Here is a 16,901-nt window from a genome sequence, read left to right as displayed (position 1 = left end):
TTCGTTTCTATTTTCAGGATTCCCTCCTATAATTCTCGCCAGAACCAGCCGCACGGAATTGATACGTCATCGCGGCCCAGCAAGCACACCGAGGAAAAAAATCATGGCAGCCACCGCCCCCATCGAACAGCTGATGCAGCACATTGCCGCCGAGTACGACAACCTGTCGCGCCAGTTGAAAGTCATCGCGCAATACATCGAAAAGCACCGCGCCAGCCTGATGCTCGAGCGCATCAGCGACATCGCCGCTGCCTGCGACGTGCAGCCGTCGGCCATCGTGCGTTTCGCGCAGCGCTTCGGCTATACGGGATTTTCCGAAATGCAGGATGTGTTTCGCCAGGCTTATACGGACCAGGCCGGCGCCACGCCCGACTACCAGCAGCGCATCCGCAAGCTCATTTCCACGCGCGACGCCGCCCTCAGCGCGGGCGACTTGACGCGCGAGTTCGTCGGCGCCAGCCGCGCCGGCCTCGACGACCTGGCAGCCGGACTCGACGACGCGCAACTGGAAGCGGCCGTCAACCTGCTGCTCAAGGCGGAAAACATCTATGTGATCGGCGTGCGCCGGTCCTTCCCGATCGCCTCCTACATCGCCTACGCGCTGGAACACACGGACAAGCGCGTGCACCTGATTAGCGGACTGGGCGGCATGCACCGCGAACAGATGCGCAGCGTGCGCGAACGCGATGTGGCGATCGCCATCAGTTTCTCGCCTTACGGCAAGGAAACCCAGCAGTGCATCAAGGCGGCGCAGGACAAGGGCGCCAAGGTTCTCGTGATTACCGACAGCAAACTGGCGCCGCTCGCGCGGGCCGCCGACGCGCTGCTCACCGTCACCGAGGGCAGCGCCTTCGCCTTCCGCTCGCTGACCAGCACCATCTGCCTGTGCCAGGCGCTGTTCATCGCGCTGGCATACAAATTAGAGCTCGACATCGAAGAAATCCACACCCCAGGAGAACATGATGATTGAAGTAGCGTTGTTCGGCGCCGGACGCATCGGCAAAATCCACGCGGCCAACCTGGCTGCCCAGCCCGGCGTACAGTTCAAGTACGTGGTCGACGTCAACCAGGAAGCGGCGGCCGCGCTGGCCGGCTTGCATGGCGGCAGCAGCGCCACGGTGGAAGCGGCATTGGCCGACCCTGCCGTCAAGGCCGTCGTCATCGCCTCGAGCACGGACACGCACGCGGACCTGATCCTGCGCTCGGCCGCTGCCGGCAAGGCCATCTTTTGCGAAAAGCCCGTCGATCTGACGCTGGACCGGGCACGCGCCTGCGCCGCCGCCGTCAAGGAAGCCAAGGTGCTGTGCATGCTGGGCTTCCAGCGCCGTTACGACCCCACCTTCCATGCCGTCAAGACACGGATTGAAGCGGGAGAAATCGGCACGCCGGAATTGCTGGTCGTCACCAGCCGCGATCCCGGTCCGCCGCCCGTGAGCTACATCAAGGTGTCGGGCGGCATCTTCAAGGATATGCTGATCCACGATTTCGACATCTTCCGCTGGATACTCGACGATGAAGCCGTCAGCGTGCACGCCACGGGCAGCTGCCTCGTCGATCCTGCCATCGGCGAGGCGGGCGACCTCGATACGGCCGTCGTCACCATCCGCACGGCGAAAGGACGTTTGTGCCAGATCAATGCCTCGCGCCGCGCCGCCTACGGCTACGACCAGCGCTTCGAAGTGCTGGGCAGCGCCGGCATGCTGCAGGCGGGCAACCACAAGCCGACGGAAGTGACGGCCTATGGCTCGTTGAACGTCAGCGTGGACAAGCCGGAAGATTTCTTCCTGGAACGCTACCGCGTGGCTTACGCGCAGGAAATGGCGCACTTCTTTGACGCCCTCACCCACGGCACGCCGCTGCGCACCACCGTGCACGATGGCTTGAAGGCACTGGAACTGGCCGAGGCGGCAACGCTGTCGTGGCGCGAACAGCGCGTCGTCACTGTATAAACCAATAATAAAGCTATCTGGAGACCACATGTCATCCCCAACATTAAAAGTCGGCATCGTCGGCCTGGGAAGGCTGGGCCAGCGCCACGCCATCAACCTGGCGCAGCGCGTGCCCAACGCCGAAGTCGTCGCTGCCTGCAGCCCCGTGCCGGCTGAACTGGACTGGGCCGCCAGCCAGCTCGGTATCACCACCGGCTATGCCGACTACGATGCGCTGCTGGCCCATCCCGGCCTGGACGCCGTCTTCCTCGTCACGCCCACCTCGCTGCATGCGGACCAGATCATCGCCGCCTTGCGCGCTGGCAAGCACGTGTTTTGCGAAAAACCGCTATCGCTGGACCTGGCCGACTGCCTGAAGGTGGAAACGGAAGCGGCGCGCCACCCGCAACTGACCATCATGATCGGCTTCGTGCGGCGTTTCGACACCAGCTATCATGACGCACAGCAAAAGATCGCACTAGGGCTCATCGGCAAGCCGTATCTCGTGCGTTCGCAAACCTGCGACCAGAACGACCCCAGCGGCGCCTTCATGCGCTTCGCCCCCACCAGCGGCGGCATCTTCCTCGATTGCAGCGTGCACGATATCGACCTGGCGCGCTGGCTGCTGGGCAATCCCGTGCCCAAACGCGTGTATGCGAGCGGCACCAACGCCATCCACACGGGCTTGCAGACGTTCGGCGACGTCGACAACGGCCTGGCGACGGTCGAGTTTAGCGACGGCAGCATGGCCAGCTTCATGGCTTCGCGCACCATGGCGCACGGCCATGAAACCCTGACGGAAGTGTTCGGCACGAGCGGCCGCCTGGCCGTGGGCAGCAATCCGCGCCTGAACAGGGTGGAAATTTCCGATGCGCACGGCGTGCGCAACGAATGCACGCCGGACTTCTATGCCCGCTTCGCCGACGCCTTTTTGATCGAAGCGCAGGAGTTCACGGATGCGGCGCTGGGCCGGCGCACCTTGTCATTGACTTTGCACGACGCAACGGAAGCGACGCGCATCGGCCTGGCCATGACGCAAGCGATGCGCGAAGCGCGGCCCGTGGAGTTCTAAGCGCCCCGTGGACTCAGGCGGCCGGCGCGGGAAATGGACGTTCGGGCTGCCTGGGCTCCACGGCCAGCCGCAAGCCCATGGCATCGAGGATGGCCGTCAAGGTGCTCAGCGATGGATTGCCCTCGGGCGACAAGGTACGGTACAGCTGGGTAGGATTGAGCTTGGCCGCCTGCGCCACGGCGGGCACGCCGCCAAAGGCGCGCGTCAGCTGGCGCAGCACGGCCAGCAGTTCGCCATGGTCGCCATCGACGAGGATATGGTTGATCAGTTCAAGGGCGAGAGCGGGATCGTCGCGGTACAGTTCGGCCATCGCTTCGTCATGCGAGCGGTCTCTCGGTGGTTTGCTTGGTTCCTCTTTCATGTCCTCTCTCCTTCCAGTCGTGCCAGCAGGCACAGGCGTACTCGATATCTTTCGGCTGCGTGCGCTTGTCGCCGCCGCACAGCAATAAAATGATCTGTTCGCCGGCGATGGCGTAATACACGCGGTAACCGGCCCCCACGTCGATGCGCAATTCCCACACGCCATCGTGGCAGAACTTGTGGTCGCCAAAATTGCCGGGAATCATACGCAACACGCGCCGGGCTATGGCCACCCTGGCCGTAGTATCGCGCTGGCGTTTCAGCCATTCCGTATATAAATCCCTGCCCGATGATGTCAGATAGTGCCGGATCTCGTACATCATATTCGTCCATAAACGAAGAAATATCAAGGAAAAAATCACGTGGTTGCATAAAAAAGAAGTCCACGCCATCTTGCGGCGAAACCGCATGACGCAGGTGCCGAATGCCGGGATTACTGATGTATATCAAGATGCGTTTCCCCAGTTACTGTAGAGAAATGATGTGGCGCGTACACGCCTCACGCGCATGCCATTGCGCTATACAATAAGCGCTACCCAACCGCGAAAAACCCTGCCGCCATGACGAATAACGATAGCAACTCCCCTCCCCTTGCCGACGTGGCCGAATGCTACGTCAAGCTGGTCCTGGCCATGGGCCAGCACGATGCCTCGTATGTAGACGCCTATTACGGCCCGCCCGCATGGCAACAGGAAGCGGTAGAACAGCAATTGAGTTTGAGCGACATCAAAGCCGCGACTGACAAGGCGCTGGCCCTGCTGGCCGACGAACCTTGCCTGCGCGCCCTTAACCTGCGCAAGCAGTTGCACGCCGTGCTGGCGCGCGCGGACATGCTGCAAGGCGCACGCCTCGATTTCGATACGGAAAGTGCTCGCCTGTACGACGCCGTCTCGCCCCATCACAGCCGTGCGTACTACGAAGACCTGGTGGCGCAGATTGACGCCCTGCTGCCCGGTCCCGGCACGGTCAGCGCGCGTGTCAACGCCTTGCGCGCGCAACTCGTCATTCCCGCCGACAAGCTGCGTGCCGTCATGGACGCGGCCATCCGCATGGGCCGCGAGCGCACCCTGCAGTACATCGCCCTGCCCGACGGCGAAGATTTTGTATTGGAATTCGTCACCGACAAGCCCTGGAGCGGCTACAACTGGTACAAGGGTAGCTACCAGAGTGTGATCCAGATCAATACGGACTTGCCCGTGTACATTGATCGCGCCGTCGACCTCGGTTGCCACGAAGCGTATCCGGGCCACCACGTCTACAACGTGCTGCTGGAACGCGACCTGGTGCGCGGCAAGGGCTGGATGGAATACTGCATCTACCCGCTGTATTCGCCGCAATCCTTGATCGCCGAAGGTACGGCCAATTACGGCATCGAACTGAGTTTCACGGATGCGGAAAGGCTGGACTTCGAACAGCAGGTGCTGTACCCGCTGGCCGGCCTGGACCCGGCGCTGGCGCCCCGCTATGCGCAACTCAATGCCTTGCTGGCCAAACTCGGCTACGCCGACAACGACATCGCGCGCCAGTACCTCGAAGGCAGCATCACGCGCGAAGAAGCGCTGGAATGGCTGGTCAACGTGCGCCTGTATCCGGCCGAGAAATCCGCGCAGCGCCTGCAGTTCTACGATGCCATGGGTGCGTACGTCATCAATTACAACCTGGGCCAGGACATGGCGAAAGCCTATGTCGAGCGCCAGGGCGCGACGCGTGCCGCGCATTGGGCCGCGTTCCGCGAGCTGATGTCGTCGCCGCGCGTGCCCAGCGCGCTGCTGGCCTGACGCTGCCGCCGGCGCCTTACTGCGCCGGCAGGCGGATGGTCGCTTCCAGACCGCCCTCGCGGTGGTTGGCCAGGCTCAGCTCGCCGCCGTGGGCCTGCACGATGCTGCGCGCAATACCGAGCCCCAGCCCCATGCCGTGCACATTCTGCTCGCGGCCATGTTCCAGGCGCACATAGGGCTGGAACAGGCTGGCGAACGCCTCTTCGGCCACGCCGGGGCCGTCGTCGCGGATGCGGATGACGATGTGCTCGCCTTCGCGGCGCGCGGACAGGTGCGCCGTCTTGCCGTAAAACAAGGCATTGTCGAGCAAGTTGCCGATGGCGCGCTTGAGCGCCAGGGGCTTGGCCGTCACGCTCAGGCCCGTCTCCACGTAATGCACTTCGTGGCCGGCCAGTTGGGCGCCGCGCACCATGCGCTGCAGCAAGGCGTCGAGCCGCACCTCGGTGGCGTTTTCATGGATGTCGCTATCCTTCACGCATTGCAGCGCCCCCTTGACCATCATGTCCAGCTCGTCGAGGTCGTCGTGGAATTCATTGCGCTGCACATCGTCGTCGAGCAGTTCCGTACGCAGTTTCAAACGCGTGATGGGCGTGCGCAAGTCGTGCGAAATCGACACGAACAGGCGTTCGCGGTCTTCCAGATAACGCTGGATGCGCTCGCGCATGGCGCCAAAGGCGCGCGCCGTCTGCACGAACTCGCGGCTGCCCGTCTGCGGCAGGGGCGGCGGCGTCTCGCCGCGGCCAAAGGCCTCGGCCGCATCCGACAGGGCCGCCAGCGGCCGCGTGGTCCAGCGCACGACTAGGATGGACAGCAACAGCACAGCCGCCAACGACAACGCCTGTAGCAGTACCCGGTCCAGGGTCCAAGGGTTGCTGCTTTGTAAGAAATATGGATTCGGCATCAGCGCCGCCAGGTACAGCCAGTTGCCCGGTTCCAGCTCGGCCTGGATCACCAGCACGGGGGCCGGATTCGGTTTCAGCAGCAAGATATGCTGGACCCAGTTTTCCGGCAAGTCGCCGATGCGCGCGCCGCTGTCGGCCACCACCAGGTCAGCCGGCCAGGCGAAGCCCACGCGGTAACCGGCCAGCTGCGGCAAGTCGCTCTTCAGCGCCGTGCCCACGGTCGCCACCACCGTGTCGGCCAGCGCGTTGGGCGCGATTTCGCGGATGGCCAGCGGGCCCTGGTTGACGTTGACAAAGAAGCGCGTGCCGCCCATCTCGCGGAATTGCTGGATCAGGATGGGCCGGTAATTGGCCGGCAGGCTGAGAAAGAAGCGGATGGTGCTGCTGGCGCTGCGGGCCAGGTGCTGCGAAGCCATGCGCGCTTCCACGGCCGAGTCGCGGCGCAGCTGCGCGGCCCAGATCAGGTTACCCACCAGTTGCGTGGCCAGCACGCCGGCCACCATCACGACGGACAGGCGGCCCAGCAGCGATGGCGGCAGCAGGCGCTCGAGCAGGCGGCGCGCGCCCCGCTCAGGCATGCGCACTGCTCACGTCGGCCGAAAACACATAGCCGGCGCCGCGCACCGTCTTGATCAGCACGGGTTGCTTGCCATCATCCTTCAGGCGCAGCCGTAGCCGGCTCACCTGCACGTCGAGCGAGCGGTCGAGCGGCCCCGCATCGCGCCCCCGCGTCTGTTCGCACAGCACGCTGCGGTCGAGGATATCGCCCGGATGCTCGACAAAATAGCGCAGCAGCTGGAAATCGAGGCCCGTCAGTTGCAGCGGCTCGCCATCGGCATCCGTCACCGTGCGTTCCAGCGTGTCGAGCGTAAAGCCCACGAAACGGTAGTAGCGGGGCGGCGCCGCCGCGTCGATGCCCGTGCGGCGGTGGATGGCCTTGATGCGCGCCAGCAATTCACGCGGACTGTAGGGCTTGGCGATGTAGTCGTCGGCGCCCAGCTCCAGGCCCACCACCCGGTCCGTCTCGTCGGAGCTGGCCGTCAGCATGATGATGGGCACGTTCGAGCGGGCGCGCACCACCTTGCACAGGGCAAAGCCGTCCGTGTCGGGCAGCATCACGTCGAGGATCACCAGCAACAGGCTGTCGACATGGCGGTGGAATTCGGCCAGGAAAGTGGCGCCATCGTGCGCCAGGCTGACCTCATATTGATTCTTTTCCAAATATGCCTTCAACAGCATGCGGGTCTTTTGATCGTCGTCAACGACCAGGATTTTGCGTGACATGGTCTCGTCCTTTTTTATTCAGCGCCTGCAACATGCTGGCGATGCGGCGCTGGGCGTCGGCCGCGCTGATCGTCTCGTCCAGGAAATAGCGGTGCACCTCGGCGATGATGGCGTCCTTGCTGGTTTCATCGGTGGCCATGCGGTGCACGAGGCTGGGCGCCTGGAAGGCGGCGCCGCGCGCGAACGCCTGCGCCGAAGCGCGCCCACAGCTGTCCAGGCGCGACAGGTCGGCCTGGCGCAAGGCGGGAATCGAACCCTTTACCTGGCTGTACTCGAGCTGCACGGACGGCGAAGCGACCACCTGCGCCAGCTTTTCCTGCGCGCCCTGGTGCGTGTAATCCGAAGCGAACATGGCCAGGGTATCGATGCTGTACAGGTGATAATCGCCCGTGTCGGGCGCGGCGGCGCAGCCGAAGACCTCGTCCGTGGCGCGGCCCCAGGCGTTCAGCTCGCCCTTTGCCCAGTCGCCCATGATGTACATGGCCGCCTCGCCATCACCGACCTGGCGCGCCATCTCGGGCCAGCTCTGTTCGCGCAGCGGCGCCGCCATCCATTGCTTGAGCGACCTCAAGCGCTGCAAGGCGTGCCGCAGGCGGGGGTCCGCATACGCCTCGGCTTTCTTGTCGACAAACAGGGCGCGGTAATAGGCAGGTCCCGATTCGGCCAGCACCAGCGTCTCGAACAGGGTGGCCACTTGCCACGCCTCGCTGCTTTGCGCCAGCGGCGTGATGCCGGCCTGGCGCAGCGTGGCGGCCACGCGCTCGAAGTCGCTCCAGCTGCGCGGCACGGCCAGGCCCAGGCGCTGGAAAATCTTGCGGTTGTAAAACAGCGTATTGATGCGGTGGATGCCGGCCGGCACGCCCATCGTATGGCTGCGGTTCTGCAGCAGGCCCCACACGGTCGGATACATGGTCGCGCGCCAGTTGTTGCTGGCGGCAACGCTGTCGAGCTGCAGCAGCAGGCCCAGGTCGCTCCACTCGCCCAGCGTGTAGCCGATCAGCTGCATGACTTCCGGCGAATTGCCGGCCAGCACGCGGCTCTTCAGCACCTTGCCCGCGCCGACGCCGGCGCCGCCCGCGATACCCGCGTCGCGCCACTCGACGCCTTCCTGCGCCAGGCGCGCCACCAGCACGTCTGCCGCGCGGCGCTCGCCGGTCGAGGTCCACCAGTGCAGCACTTGCAGCGTCTCGGCCCGCACGGGCACGCCGGTCCACATCAGTGAGAGCAGTGCCAGTGCCGCCACGCCGCGACGGCGGGCGGCCCCGGCATGGCGGTCGGCGGTGCTGCGCGGTGGCGTCTTCAATGCTGTCCCCTTGTTCTTGTCGCGACAAACTATAGCCCAACTACAAAACAGCAGGTTGGTAATTTAGTCACCTGATTTGTAAAGAAACGTGAGCTTTTGTTGCGCCATCTTGCACGGCGTCCAGGCGGCCCCGCCCGCCCGACGCCCCGCGCGGCGCGCCACGGCAGCGGCCGACGGTAAGGAAAGGTAAGCAAGCGCACCTGCAAATTTCAATATTATCCTTTGAAATCAACAAGATAAGAAACGATCGCCAGCGCAAAGCCGGGAGCTGGCGTCACATTTCCCCCGATGCTACTGTCCGCCAACTGCAGCGTATCAGGCAGCCAAACAAGACCAACACCAACAAGGAGACATCATGCGATTGCATGCACAAGGCGGCGTGGCCGCGCGCAACACATTGCTGGCCCTGCTGCTGGCCAGCGGCACGGCGCAAGCGGGCACGCTCACCATCGAAAGCTGGCGCGTGGACGACAAGACCCTGTGGGAAACGGTGCTCATCCCCGCCTTCCAGAAAAAGCATCCGGGCATCGAGATCAAGTTTTCGCCCACCGCCCCCACCGAATACGATTCCACGCTGAACGCGCGCCTGAGCGGCGGCACGGCAGGCGACTTGCTCGCTTGCCGCCCGTTCGACGTCTCGCTGGCCCTGTACAAACGGGGCCAGCTGGAAAAGCTCGACGGCAAGGCCGGCTTGGAGAATTTTCCCGCCTCGGCCAAGGTGGCGTGGCAGATGGACGATGGCAAGGACACCTTCTGCATGCCGATCGCCTCCGTCATGCATGGTTTCCTGTACAACAAGAAAATCTTCCGCGAACTGAAACTGCAGCCGCCCGCCACGGAAGAGGAATTCTTCAAGGTGCTCGAAACAGTCAAGAAGAGCGGCAAGTATGCGCCGCTGGCGCTGGGCACGGCCGACCAGTGGGAAGCGAACCAGGTGGTGTTTACCAGCATCGGCGCCAATTACTGGAAGGGCGAGGATGGCCGCAAGGCGCTGATCGCGGGCAAGGCCAAGTTTACCGATCCGCAATTCGTCGGCGCCTGGGAATATGAAGCCCGGCTGGGCAGCTATCTGTCCAAGGGCGCCAGCGCGCAAACCTATGGCGACAGCCAGAACCAGTTCGCGCTGGGCAAGGCCGCCATCTACCCGTCCGGCTCCTGGGACATCGCCTACTTCAAGCAGGACCCGGAGCTGGAACTGGGCGCCTTCAACCCGCCCGTGCGCAAGGCCGGCGACAAGTGCTATATCTCGGACCACACGGACATCGGCATGAGCGTCAACAAGAAGTCGAAGAACAAGGAAGACGCCTACAAATTCCTCGCCTGGCTCGGTTCGCAGGAATTCGCCGACATCTACACCAACAAGGTGACGGGCTTCTTCTCGCTGTCGAACCATTTGATTTCCATCAAGGATCCGCTGGCCAAGCAGATGAACGGCTGGCGCGCCAGTTGCGCCTCGACTATCCGCCTGAACGCGCAAATCCTCAACCGGGGCGAACCGAGCATGGAAAACGAGCTGTGGAACGTCAACGCCCAGGTCCTGAACGGCAAGCTGGCGCCGAAAGACGCGGCGCGTCAGATCCAGGCCGGCTTTGCCAAGTGGTACAAGCCGCAGCAGTAACCCCCCCATCCTCCCCCCGCAACCGGCCTGAGCAATGCGATGCAGCGGCCCGGTGGCGCGGTTTTGCCGGCGGCCCCGCCGCCGGTGTTTTTATTCGTCTGGAGTTTCGCCGTGAAGAAAGCTTTCCCGTGGCACGTGGCCGTGTTCCTGGCGCCGGCGCTGATCATCTACTCGCTGTTCAGCGCCCTGCCCCTGGCCGATACCCTGCGCCTGGGCCTGTACACGACCGATGAGGGCGGCCGCCATCATTTTGCCGGTCTGGCCAATTACGCCACCATCCTGTTCGACCCGCAATGGTCGCAAAGTTTCTGGAATGCAATGTGGAACAACTGCAAGTTTTTCCTCATCCACATGCTGCTGCAAAATCCCATCGGCCTGCTGCTGGCCACCCTCTTCAGCCTCAAGGGATTGAAGGGCGAGCGCAGCTACCGCACCCTGATCTTCCTGCCCACCTTATTGTCCGTGGTGATCATCGGCTTCATCTGGCAGCTGATCCTGTCGCCGCTGTGGGGCGTGGGCCAGTCGCTGATGGACGGCGTGGGCATCGGCAGCTATTTCGCGCCATGGCTGGGCCAGGAATCGACGGCCCTGCTGACCATCGCGCTCATTTCTGTTTGGCAATACATCGGCATTCCCATGATGCTGATCTATGCGGCCCTGCTGGCCGTGCCCGAGGAAATCATCGAGGCGGCCCACGCGGAAGGCGCCAGCGCCATGCGCATCTTCTGGCAAATCAAGCTGCCGCTGATCTGGCCCACCCTGGGACTGGTGACCATCCTGACGTTTGTCGCCAACTTCAATGCCTTCGACCTCGTGTACTCCGTGAAAGGCGCGCTGGCGGGGCCGAACTACGCCACCGACATCCTCGGCACCTTCTTCTACCGCACCTTCTTCGGTTACCAGGCCCAGCTGGGCAGTCCCACCATGGGCGCTGCCGTGGCCACCATGATGTTCCTCGTCATCCTCGCGGGCGTGGGCGTGTATTTCTTTTTCGTGCAGCGCAAGCTGACACGCTACGAACTGTAAGGGCCGCCATGCGCAACGTTTCCACCCGCCCCCTGGGCCGTGCCGCCGTGCACGTGATCCTGGCCGGCTACACCCTGATCGCGCTGTTCCCCATCGTCTTGATCCTGATCAACTCAGTCAAGACGCGGGCCGCCATCTTCGACAATCCGCTGGCCCTGCCCACGCCCGCCACCTTTTCCCTCGTGGGCTTTCACAAGGTGCTGGCCAATTCGGACTTCCTGCTGTATTTCGGCAACAGCCTGTTCGTCACCCTGCTGTCGCTGCTGCTGATCGTGCTGTTCGGCGCCATGGCGGCCTGGGCACTGTCCGAATACACGTTCACGGGCAACCGCCTGCTGACCCTGTACCTGGCGCTGGGCATCATGATCCCCATCCGCCTGGGCACGGTGTCCATCCTGGAACTGGTGGTGCGGCTCGACCTGATCAACACCCTGACGGCGCTGGTGCTCGTGTACACGGCGCAGGGCTTGCCGCTGGCCGTGATGATCCTGTCCGAATTCGTGCGCCAGGTGCCGCGCGAACTGAAGGATGCGGCGCGCTGCGACGGCGTGGGCGAATTCGCCATCTTCTTCCAGGTGATCCTGCCCCTGATCCGCCCCGCCATCGCCACGGTGGCCGTGTTCACCATGATTCCCGCCTGGAACGACCTGTGGTTCCCGCTGATCCTGGCGCCGTCGGACCGCACCAAGACCGTCACCCTGGGCGTACAGCAATTCATCGGGCAATACGTGACGGACTGGAACTCCGTGCTGGCGGCGCTGTCGCTGGCCGTCATTCCCGTGCTCGTCATGTACGTCATTTTCTCTCGTCAACTGATCCGCGGCCTGACATCCGGCGCGGTCAAATAATAGGTGCACCATGGCCCATGTAAGCCTGCAACAACTGAGCAAATCCTACGACGGCCGCACGAACGTGCTGGCCGGCATCGACCTCGACATCCGCGACGGTGAATTCGTCGTGCTGGTGGGCCCTTCCGGCTGCGGCAAATCGACCTTGCTGCGCATGCTGTGCGGTCTGGAAAGCATTTCGCACGGCACCCTCTCCATCGGCGGCAAGGTCGTCAACGACTTGCCGCCCGCCGAGCGGGGCATCGCCATGGTCTTCCAGAGCTATGCGCTGTATCCGCACATGAGCGTGTTCCGCAACATGGCGTTCGGCCTGAAGATCGCCGGTGCCGGCAAGGATGACATCGCCCGGCGCGTGCGCCACGCGGCCGCCATCCTGAAGATCGACCATCTGCTCGAGCGCCTGCCGCGCGAACTGTCGGGCGGCCAGCGCCAGAGGGTGGCCATCGGCCGCGCCATCGTGCGCGAGCCGCAGCTGTTCCTGTTCGACGAGCCGCTGTCGAACCTCGACGCGGCCCTGCGCGTGCAGACGCGGCTGGAAATCGCCAAGCTGCACCGCCAGCTGAACGCCACCATCGTGTATGTGACGCACGACCAGGTCGAGGCGATGACCCTGGGCGACAAGATCGTCGTCATGCATGGCGGCCATATCCAGCAGGCGGGCACACCGCTGGAGCTATACCAGCAGCCGGCGAACCGCTTCGTGGCCGGCTTCATCGGCGCGCCCATGATGAATTTCTTCGAGGGCACAGTCATTGCGGCCGAGGAAGATGGCGTGCGCGTGGCCCTGGCCAGCGGCCAGGAAATCACGGCCCTCGTCGATCCGGCCGGCCTGCGGGCGGGCGACGCCGTCACGGCGGGCCTGCGGGCCGAACATATCCTGGAAAACGGCGGCGGCAGCGCCCGCTTCCAGGGCGTCGTCAGCCTGGTGGAACACCTGGGCGAGGCCAATTTCATCTACCTGAGCCTGGACAACGGCCAGGAACTGGTGATACGCGGCGACGGCAACAACCGCGTGCCGCTGGGCCAGCCATTCACGGTCTCGGCCGCCAGCAGCGCCTTCCATCTGTTCGACGCGCAGGGCGTGGCGCGCACGCGGCGCCAGCCCGGCAACCTGATTTCCTCGAAACAGAATCTGGCCGCCTGAGCCTTCCCGCCCAGGCGGCCGCCCCGACTGGATCGGCAGCGATCCGGTAGACGACGTGCCCAAGCACGCATTTTAATAACGACAAGGAGATTGTATGCAACACCCGATCAAGACCTCGCTGGCCCTCGCCTGCACCATGCTGCTGGCCTGCGGCGCCGCCCACGCCAGCGATGCCGAAGGCGAATACCACGGCTACTTCCGCGCCGGCCTCGGCTCGAGCACGGACAGCCGCGGCCCGCAAAGCTGCTACGGCCTGGGCGGCAACACCATGCGCTACCGGCTCGGCAACGAATGCGACACCTATGGCGAATTCGAATACCAGAAGGAAATGGCCAAGTCGCCCAACGGCGTCAGCTTCGTCGGCCATATCATGGTGGCAGCCTACACGCCCAGCTCCGCCGTCAGCGATTCGGACCTGAGCATGTCGAAGATGTACGTGGAAGCGAAAAACATACCCACGCTCAACGGCGGCACGGCCTGGATCGGCAAGCGCTACTACATGCGTCCCGACATCCACATGCTGGACTTGCAATACATCAATATGAACGGCACGGGCGGCGGCATCGACCAGTACAAGCTGGGACCGGGCCGCATCAGCTATGGCTTCTTCAAGGATAACGACAAGCCCGGCAACTCGGCCATCCGGCAAAACCTCGTCTACCAGGGCATCCCCGTCAACCAGGATGGCACGCTGGAAGTACTGACCACCCTCATCACGCCCGACAAGAAGGACAGCACCTCGCACAGCGGCTGGCAGGCCACTGTGCTGCACAAGCAGGATAAAGTGTGGGGCGGCGCCAACACCTTCGGCATCCAGTACGGCGTCGGGCCGGGCACGGGCGCCGGCGGCCAGTGCTGCGACCGCATGGGCACCACGGGCTCGATCCGCAACGGCAGCGACGTCACGCGCCTGCGCATCTTCAATTCGCTTTGGATACAGCCGACGCCCGAGTGGAGCGCGGAAATGGTGGCCATCGTCCAGCGCGACAAGTCCAACGTCTCGGGCGGCAGCTCGACCTGGACCACCGTGGGCGTGCGCCCCGTGTATGCCGTCAACGACAACTTCAAGCTGCAGTTCGAGCTGGGCACGGACCGCGTGACCTCGCCCACGGGCGGCGCCGCCCAGCGCCTGACCAAGCTGACCTTCGCGCCCACCCTGACGGCGGGCAAGGGTTACTGGTCGCGTCCCGAGTTGCGCGCCTTCGTCACCTACGGCAAATGGAACGACGCCGCCACGGCCGCCGTCAACAAGGCCAACGAGTCCGGTCCCGTATACGGCAACGCCACCAGCGGCACCTCGTTCGGCCTGCAAGTGGAGACGTGGTTTTAAGAAACTGGCTTGATCTGGCGCAGTGCATGCGCCTGTCGGACTGTGCGAAATCGCGTGCCGCGCTATGCTGCACGCCATACCGCTCACTTTGGAGGTCGCATGCACGCCGCATTCCCCCGGGCCGCCGCCGCGCTGGCCCTGTCTTTCGCCAGCATGGCCTGGTCCCGCGATGCCGCCGTCGCGCCCGCCCTCAGCGCGCGCCAGCAGGCGCTGATGTCCACCGTGGCGGGCAGCGCCGCCCATCCGCGCATCCTGCAGGTGCGCCTCGATGAATTGCATCCGACCCAGCCGGCCATCGGCTACGACCAGGTGTACTACAAGCTGGGGCGCTATGCGGCCGAAGAAAAGCACATCGCGGACATCGCCAAGCCCAGGAAATTCGCCGACCTGTGCGAAGCCAATGGCCAGGGCGACGTCTTGCCCAACACGGCCAACGTGGCCGGCGCCACCCTGGCCGCGCCGCCGGCTGGCTACCGCTGCAAGGCGGCCGTGGGCAGCCGCCCGGACGACATGAAGACCGTCGTCATCGGCCCGCGCGGCCTCGTGTACCTGACCGATGGCCACCACACGTTTTCCGCCTTCCGGGAAGCCGATGGCGGACGCAATCAGCAATTGCAGGTCTGGGTCAAGGTCAGCGACAATTTCAGCGCGCTGGACGACGCGGCCTTCTGGACCCGCATGCGCGCGGAAAACAAGGTCTGGCTGAAGAACGGCCGCAACCAGGCCATCACGCCGCAGCAGCTGCCGCCCGCCATCGGTCTCGCATCGCTGGGCGATGACCCGTACCGCTCGCTCGTCTATTTTACGCGCGGGATCGGCTACGAGCCGCCGGAGCACGCCACGGAATTTCTCGAGTTTTACTGGGCCGACTGGCTGCGCCGCATGCCGGCGCTGGACCTGGCGCGTGTCGACCTGCGCGATCCGGTCGCGTATGCCAATGCGATCCTGCTGGCCGCGCAGGCAATGGCGGCGCTGCGGCCCGGCGACAGCGTCAGCGGCGGCAAGAGCGCGCGCGAACTGGGCGCCCTGCGGGAAGTCAACCGGGAAGCGTTCGATGAGCTGATCGGCGACAAGGGCAAGCTGCGCCACGCCATCGCCTATAAAAAATCGCTGGCGCAATAAGCGCGGCGGCGTAAACGACAACGGCCCGCCTGTCATGCGACAAGCGGGCCGTTTTCTGTTGCGGATGCCGGTTACGCGATACGCTCGCCGTTGGCCGGATCGAACAGGGCCGCTTTCGACAGGTTGAACGACAGCTGCATGGTCTGCCCCGGCAGCACCGCTTCGCGCGGATGCGTGCGGCAAGTCACGGCGGCGCCGTTCAGGCGCGTCGTCAGCAAGGTATCGGGGCCGGTCGGCTCGACGAGGTCGATCAGGCAACCGAGTTCCTGGCCCACGTCGCCGTGCGCGCTGCTCATGTCCGTGATCTGCTCCGGACGCACGCCCAGGATCACGTCGCGGCCCGCATAGCTGCGCAGCTTGTCGGCGGCGAACGGCAAGGCCAGGCGCATGCTCTTGCCCGCATTCTCGATGGCGACAAACACGTCGTTGCCCTCGATGACAGGCTTGACGGTGATGAAGTTCATCGACGGCGAGCCGATGAAGCCGGCCACGAACAGATTCGCCGGGTTGTCGTAGATTTCCTGCGGCGTGCCCAGTTGCTGCACCACCCCATCCTTCATGACGGCGATCAGATCGCCCATCGTCATCGCCTCGATCTGGTCATGCGTGACGTAGACGATGGTAGCCTTCAGGCGCTGGTGCAGCAGCTTGATCTCGGCGCGCATTTCCACGCGCAGCTTGGCGTCCAGGTTCGACAGCGGTTCGTCGAACAGGAACAGCGAGGGCTTGCGCGAGATGGCGCGGCCCATGGCCACGCGTTGGCGCTGGCCGCCCGACAGCTGTGCCGGGCGGCGGTCCAGCAAGTGCGTGATCTGCAGCGTTTCGGCCACGCGCGAGACGATTTCTTCCTGCTCCGCCTTCGGCACCTTTTTCACGTTCAAGCCGAACGCGATGTTTTCGCGCACCGTCATCGACGGGTACAGCGCGTAGGACTGGAACACCATGGCGATGTCGCGGTCCTTCGGCGGCAAGTCGTTGACCACTTTGCCGTCGATAAGGATTTCGCCCGAGGTGACGCTTTCCAGGCCGGCCACCATGTTGAGCAAGGTCGATTTGCCGGAGCCGGAGCCGCCGACGAGGATCAGGAACTGGCCATCCTTGATCTCGATGTCGATGCCCTTGAGGACTTCGACGCCATTCGTGTACACCTTGCGGATGCTGCGTATCGATAAACTGGACATATTCT

At 64.1% G+C, this 16,901-nt stretch carries 16 protein-coding genes; 10 read left to right on the top strand and 6 right to left on the bottom strand.

What is annotated here, in order from left to right:
- The first annotated feature begins 103 nt into the window (after positions 1-103).
- From IGS60_RS16300 to IGS60_RS16290, 3 genes are read left to right on the top strand one after another with little or no spacing between them, the layout of a single operon-like run.
- Positions 104-970: a MurR/RpiR family transcriptional regulator gene (locus IGS60_RS16300; protein ID WP_034757651.1), complete on the top strand. Its 867-nt coding sequence runs from the start codon at positions 104-106 to the stop codon at positions 968-970.
- Positions 963-1,949 (top strand): inositol 2-dehydrogenase, encoded by a 987-nt coding sequence (iolG, locus tag IGS60_RS16295; RefSeq protein WP_230505617.1) that lies wholly within the window; start codon positions 963-965, stop codon positions 1,947-1,949. The genes IGS60_RS16300 and iolG overlap by 8 nt, the downstream gene beginning before the upstream one ends.
- A 28-nt stretch (positions 1,950-1,977) precedes the next feature.
- On the top strand, positions 1,978-3,000 hold the full coding sequence (locus tag IGS60_RS16290; protein ID WP_230505531.1) for a Gfo/Idh/MocA family oxidoreductase: 1,023 nt from the start codon (positions 1,978-1,980) through the stop codon (positions 2,998-3,000).
- 13 nt (positions 3,001-3,013) lie between these two features.
- Here the strand turns inward: IGS60_RS16290 and IGS60_RS16285 are convergent, their stop codons facing one another.
- Both IGS60_RS16285 and IGS60_RS16280 read right to left on the bottom strand, forming a co-directional pair.
- Entirely contained in the window at positions 3,014-3,361 is a 348-nt protein-coding gene (locus tag IGS60_RS16285) for a DNA-binding protein (protein WP_230505528.1), read from the bottom strand.
- On the bottom strand, positions 3,318-3,680 hold the full coding sequence (locus IGS60_RS16280; RefSeq protein ID WP_230505616.1) for a type II toxin-antitoxin system RelE/ParE family toxin: 363 nt from the start codon (positions 3,678-3,680) through the stop codon (positions 3,318-3,320). Before IGS60_RS16280 ends, IGS60_RS16285 begins: the two co-directional genes overlap by 44 nt.
- 240 nt (positions 3,681-3,920) lie before the next feature.
- Between IGS60_RS16280 and IGS60_RS16275 the strand changes: the two genes are divergently transcribed.
- Positions 3,921-5,138, top strand: coding sequence for a hypothetical protein (locus IGS60_RS16275; RefSeq protein WP_230505526.1), 1,218 nt, complete (start codon positions 3,921-3,923; stop codon positions 5,136-5,138).
- 16 nt (positions 5,139-5,154) lie between these two features.
- Here IGS60_RS16275 and IGS60_RS16270 read toward each other — a convergent pair whose 3' ends face one another.
- The 3 genes from IGS60_RS16270 to IGS60_RS16260 are packed head-to-tail and all read right to left on the bottom strand — an operon-like array spanning position 5,155 to position 8,627.
- Complete coding sequence (locus tag IGS60_RS16270; protein WP_230505524.1) at positions 5,155-6,618, bottom strand: ATP-binding protein; 1,464 nt, start codon at positions 6,616-6,618, stop codon at positions 5,155-5,157.
- The gene (locus IGS60_RS16265; RefSeq protein WP_230505522.1) at positions 6,611-7,324 is read right to left on the bottom strand and encodes a response regulator; all 714 of its coding nucleotides are present in this window, start codon (positions 7,322-7,324) and stop codon (positions 6,611-6,613) included. The genes IGS60_RS16270 and IGS60_RS16265 overlap by 8 nt, the downstream gene beginning before the upstream one ends.
- On the bottom strand, positions 7,299-8,627 hold the full coding sequence (locus IGS60_RS16260) for an ABC transporter substrate-binding protein (RefSeq protein WP_230505520.1): 1,329 nt from the start codon (positions 8,625-8,627) through the stop codon (positions 7,299-7,301). Before IGS60_RS16260 ends, IGS60_RS16265 begins: the two co-directional genes overlap by 26 nt.
- Positions 8,628-8,982: 355 nt before the next feature.
- Between IGS60_RS16260 and IGS60_RS16255 the strand changes: the two genes are divergently transcribed.
- The 6 genes from IGS60_RS16255 to IGS60_RS16230 all read left to right on the top strand — a co-directional run bounded on the left by IGS60_RS16255 (position 8,983) and on the right by IGS60_RS16230 (position 15,715).
- Positions 8,983-10,245, top strand: a complete 1,263-nt coding sequence (locus IGS60_RS16255) for an ABC transporter substrate-binding protein (protein WP_230505518.1) — start codon at positions 8,983-8,985, stop codon at positions 10,243-10,245.
- Between the two features lie 111 nt (positions 10,246-10,356).
- The gene (locus IGS60_RS16250; RefSeq protein ID WP_230505516.1) at positions 10,357-11,271 is read left to right on the top strand and encodes a carbohydrate ABC transporter permease; all 915 of its coding nucleotides are present in this window, start codon (positions 10,357-10,359) and stop codon (positions 11,269-11,271) included.
- Between the two features lie 8 nt (positions 11,272-11,279).
- Positions 11,280-12,119, top strand: a complete 840-nt coding sequence (locus tag IGS60_RS16245) for a carbohydrate ABC transporter permease (protein ID WP_070218105.1) — start codon at positions 11,280-11,282, stop codon at positions 12,117-12,119.
- Between the two features lie 10 nt (positions 12,120-12,129).
- Positions 12,130-13,263, top strand: coding sequence for an ABC transporter ATP-binding protein (locus IGS60_RS16240; protein ID WP_121669165.1), 1,134 nt, complete (start codon positions 12,130-12,132; stop codon positions 13,261-13,263).
- A gap of 94 nt (positions 13,264-13,357) precedes the next feature.
- Positions 13,358-14,593: a carbohydrate porin gene (locus IGS60_RS16235; protein WP_070218107.1), complete on the top strand. Its 1,236-nt coding sequence runs from the start codon at positions 13,358-13,360 to the stop codon at positions 14,591-14,593.
- 99 nt (positions 14,594-14,692) lie between these two features.
- Positions 14,693-15,715, top strand: a complete 1,023-nt coding sequence (locus IGS60_RS16230; RefSeq protein WP_230505513.1) for a ParB/Srx family N-terminal domain-containing protein — start codon at positions 14,693-14,695, stop codon at positions 15,713-15,715.
- Between the two features lie 71 nt (positions 15,716-15,786).
- Here IGS60_RS16230 and IGS60_RS16225 read toward each other — a convergent pair whose 3' ends face one another.
- Positions 15,787-16,896 (bottom strand): ABC transporter ATP-binding protein, encoded by a 1,110-nt coding sequence (locus tag IGS60_RS16225; RefSeq protein WP_070218108.1) that lies wholly within the window; start codon positions 16,894-16,896, stop codon positions 15,787-15,789.
- Between the last annotated feature and the right edge of the window lie 5 nt (positions 16,897-16,901).

The sequence above is a fragment of the Janthinobacterium sp. FW305-128 genome (genome assembly GCF_020858135.1).
Classification (GTDB): Bacteria; Pseudomonadota; Gammaproteobacteria; order Burkholderiales; family Burkholderiaceae_D; genus Janthinobacterium.
This window is presented reverse-complemented; position numbering and strand designations above follow the sequence as displayed.

Excerpts from the sequence above, each read along its gene's own strand:
- IGS60_RS16285 (WP_230505528.1), bottom strand. The coding sequence starts at position 3,361 with ATGAAAGAGGAACCAAGCAAACCACCGAGAGACCGCTCGCATGACGAA.
- IGS60_RS16265 (WP_230505522.1), bottom strand. The coding sequence starts at position 7,324 with ATGTCACGCAAAATCCTGGTCGTTGACGACGATCAAAAGACCCGCATG.
- IGS60_RS16270 (WP_230505524.1), bottom strand. The coding sequence starts at position 6,618 with ATGCCTGAGCGGGGCGCGCGCCGCCTGCTCGAGCGCCTGCTGCCGCCA.
- IGS60_RS16255 (WP_230505518.1), top strand. The coding sequence starts at position 8,983 with ATGCGATTGCATGCACAAGGCGGCGTGGCCGCGCGCAACACATTGCTG.
- IGS60_RS16240 (WP_121669165.1), top strand. The coding sequence starts at position 12,130 with ATGGCCCATGTAAGCCTGCAACAACTGAGCAAATCCTACGACGGCCGC.
- IGS60_RS16300 (WP_034757651.1), top strand. The coding sequence starts at position 104 with ATGGCAGCCACCGCCCCCATCGAACAGCTGATGCAGCACATTGCCGCC.
- iolG (WP_230505617.1), top strand. The coding sequence starts at position 963 with ATGATTGAAGTAGCGTTGTTCGGCGCCGGACGCATCGGCAAAATCCAC.
- IGS60_RS16245 (WP_070218105.1), top strand. The coding sequence starts at position 11,280 with ATGCGCAACGTTTCCACCCGCCCCCTGGGCCGTGCCGCCGTGCACGTG.
- IGS60_RS16225 (WP_070218108.1), bottom strand. The coding sequence starts at position 16,896 with ATGTCCAGTTTATCGATACGCAGCATCCGCAAGGTGTACACGAATGGC.
- IGS60_RS16275 (WP_230505526.1), top strand. The coding sequence starts at position 3,921 with ATGACGAATAACGATAGCAACTCCCCTCCCCTTGCCGACGTGGCCGAA.
- IGS60_RS16280 (WP_230505616.1), bottom strand. The coding sequence starts at position 3,680 with ATGTACGAGATCCGGCACTATCTGACATCATCGGGCAGGGATTTATAT.
- IGS60_RS16230 (WP_230505513.1), top strand. The coding sequence starts at position 14,693 with ATGCACGCCGCATTCCCCCGGGCCGCCGCCGCGCTGGCCCTGTCTTTC.
- IGS60_RS16235 (WP_070218107.1), top strand. The coding sequence starts at position 13,358 with ATGCAACACCCGATCAAGACCTCGCTGGCCCTCGCCTGCACCATGCTG.
- IGS60_RS16290 (WP_230505531.1), top strand. The coding sequence starts at position 1,978 with ATGTCATCCCCAACATTAAAAGTCGGCATCGTCGGCCTGGGAAGGCTG.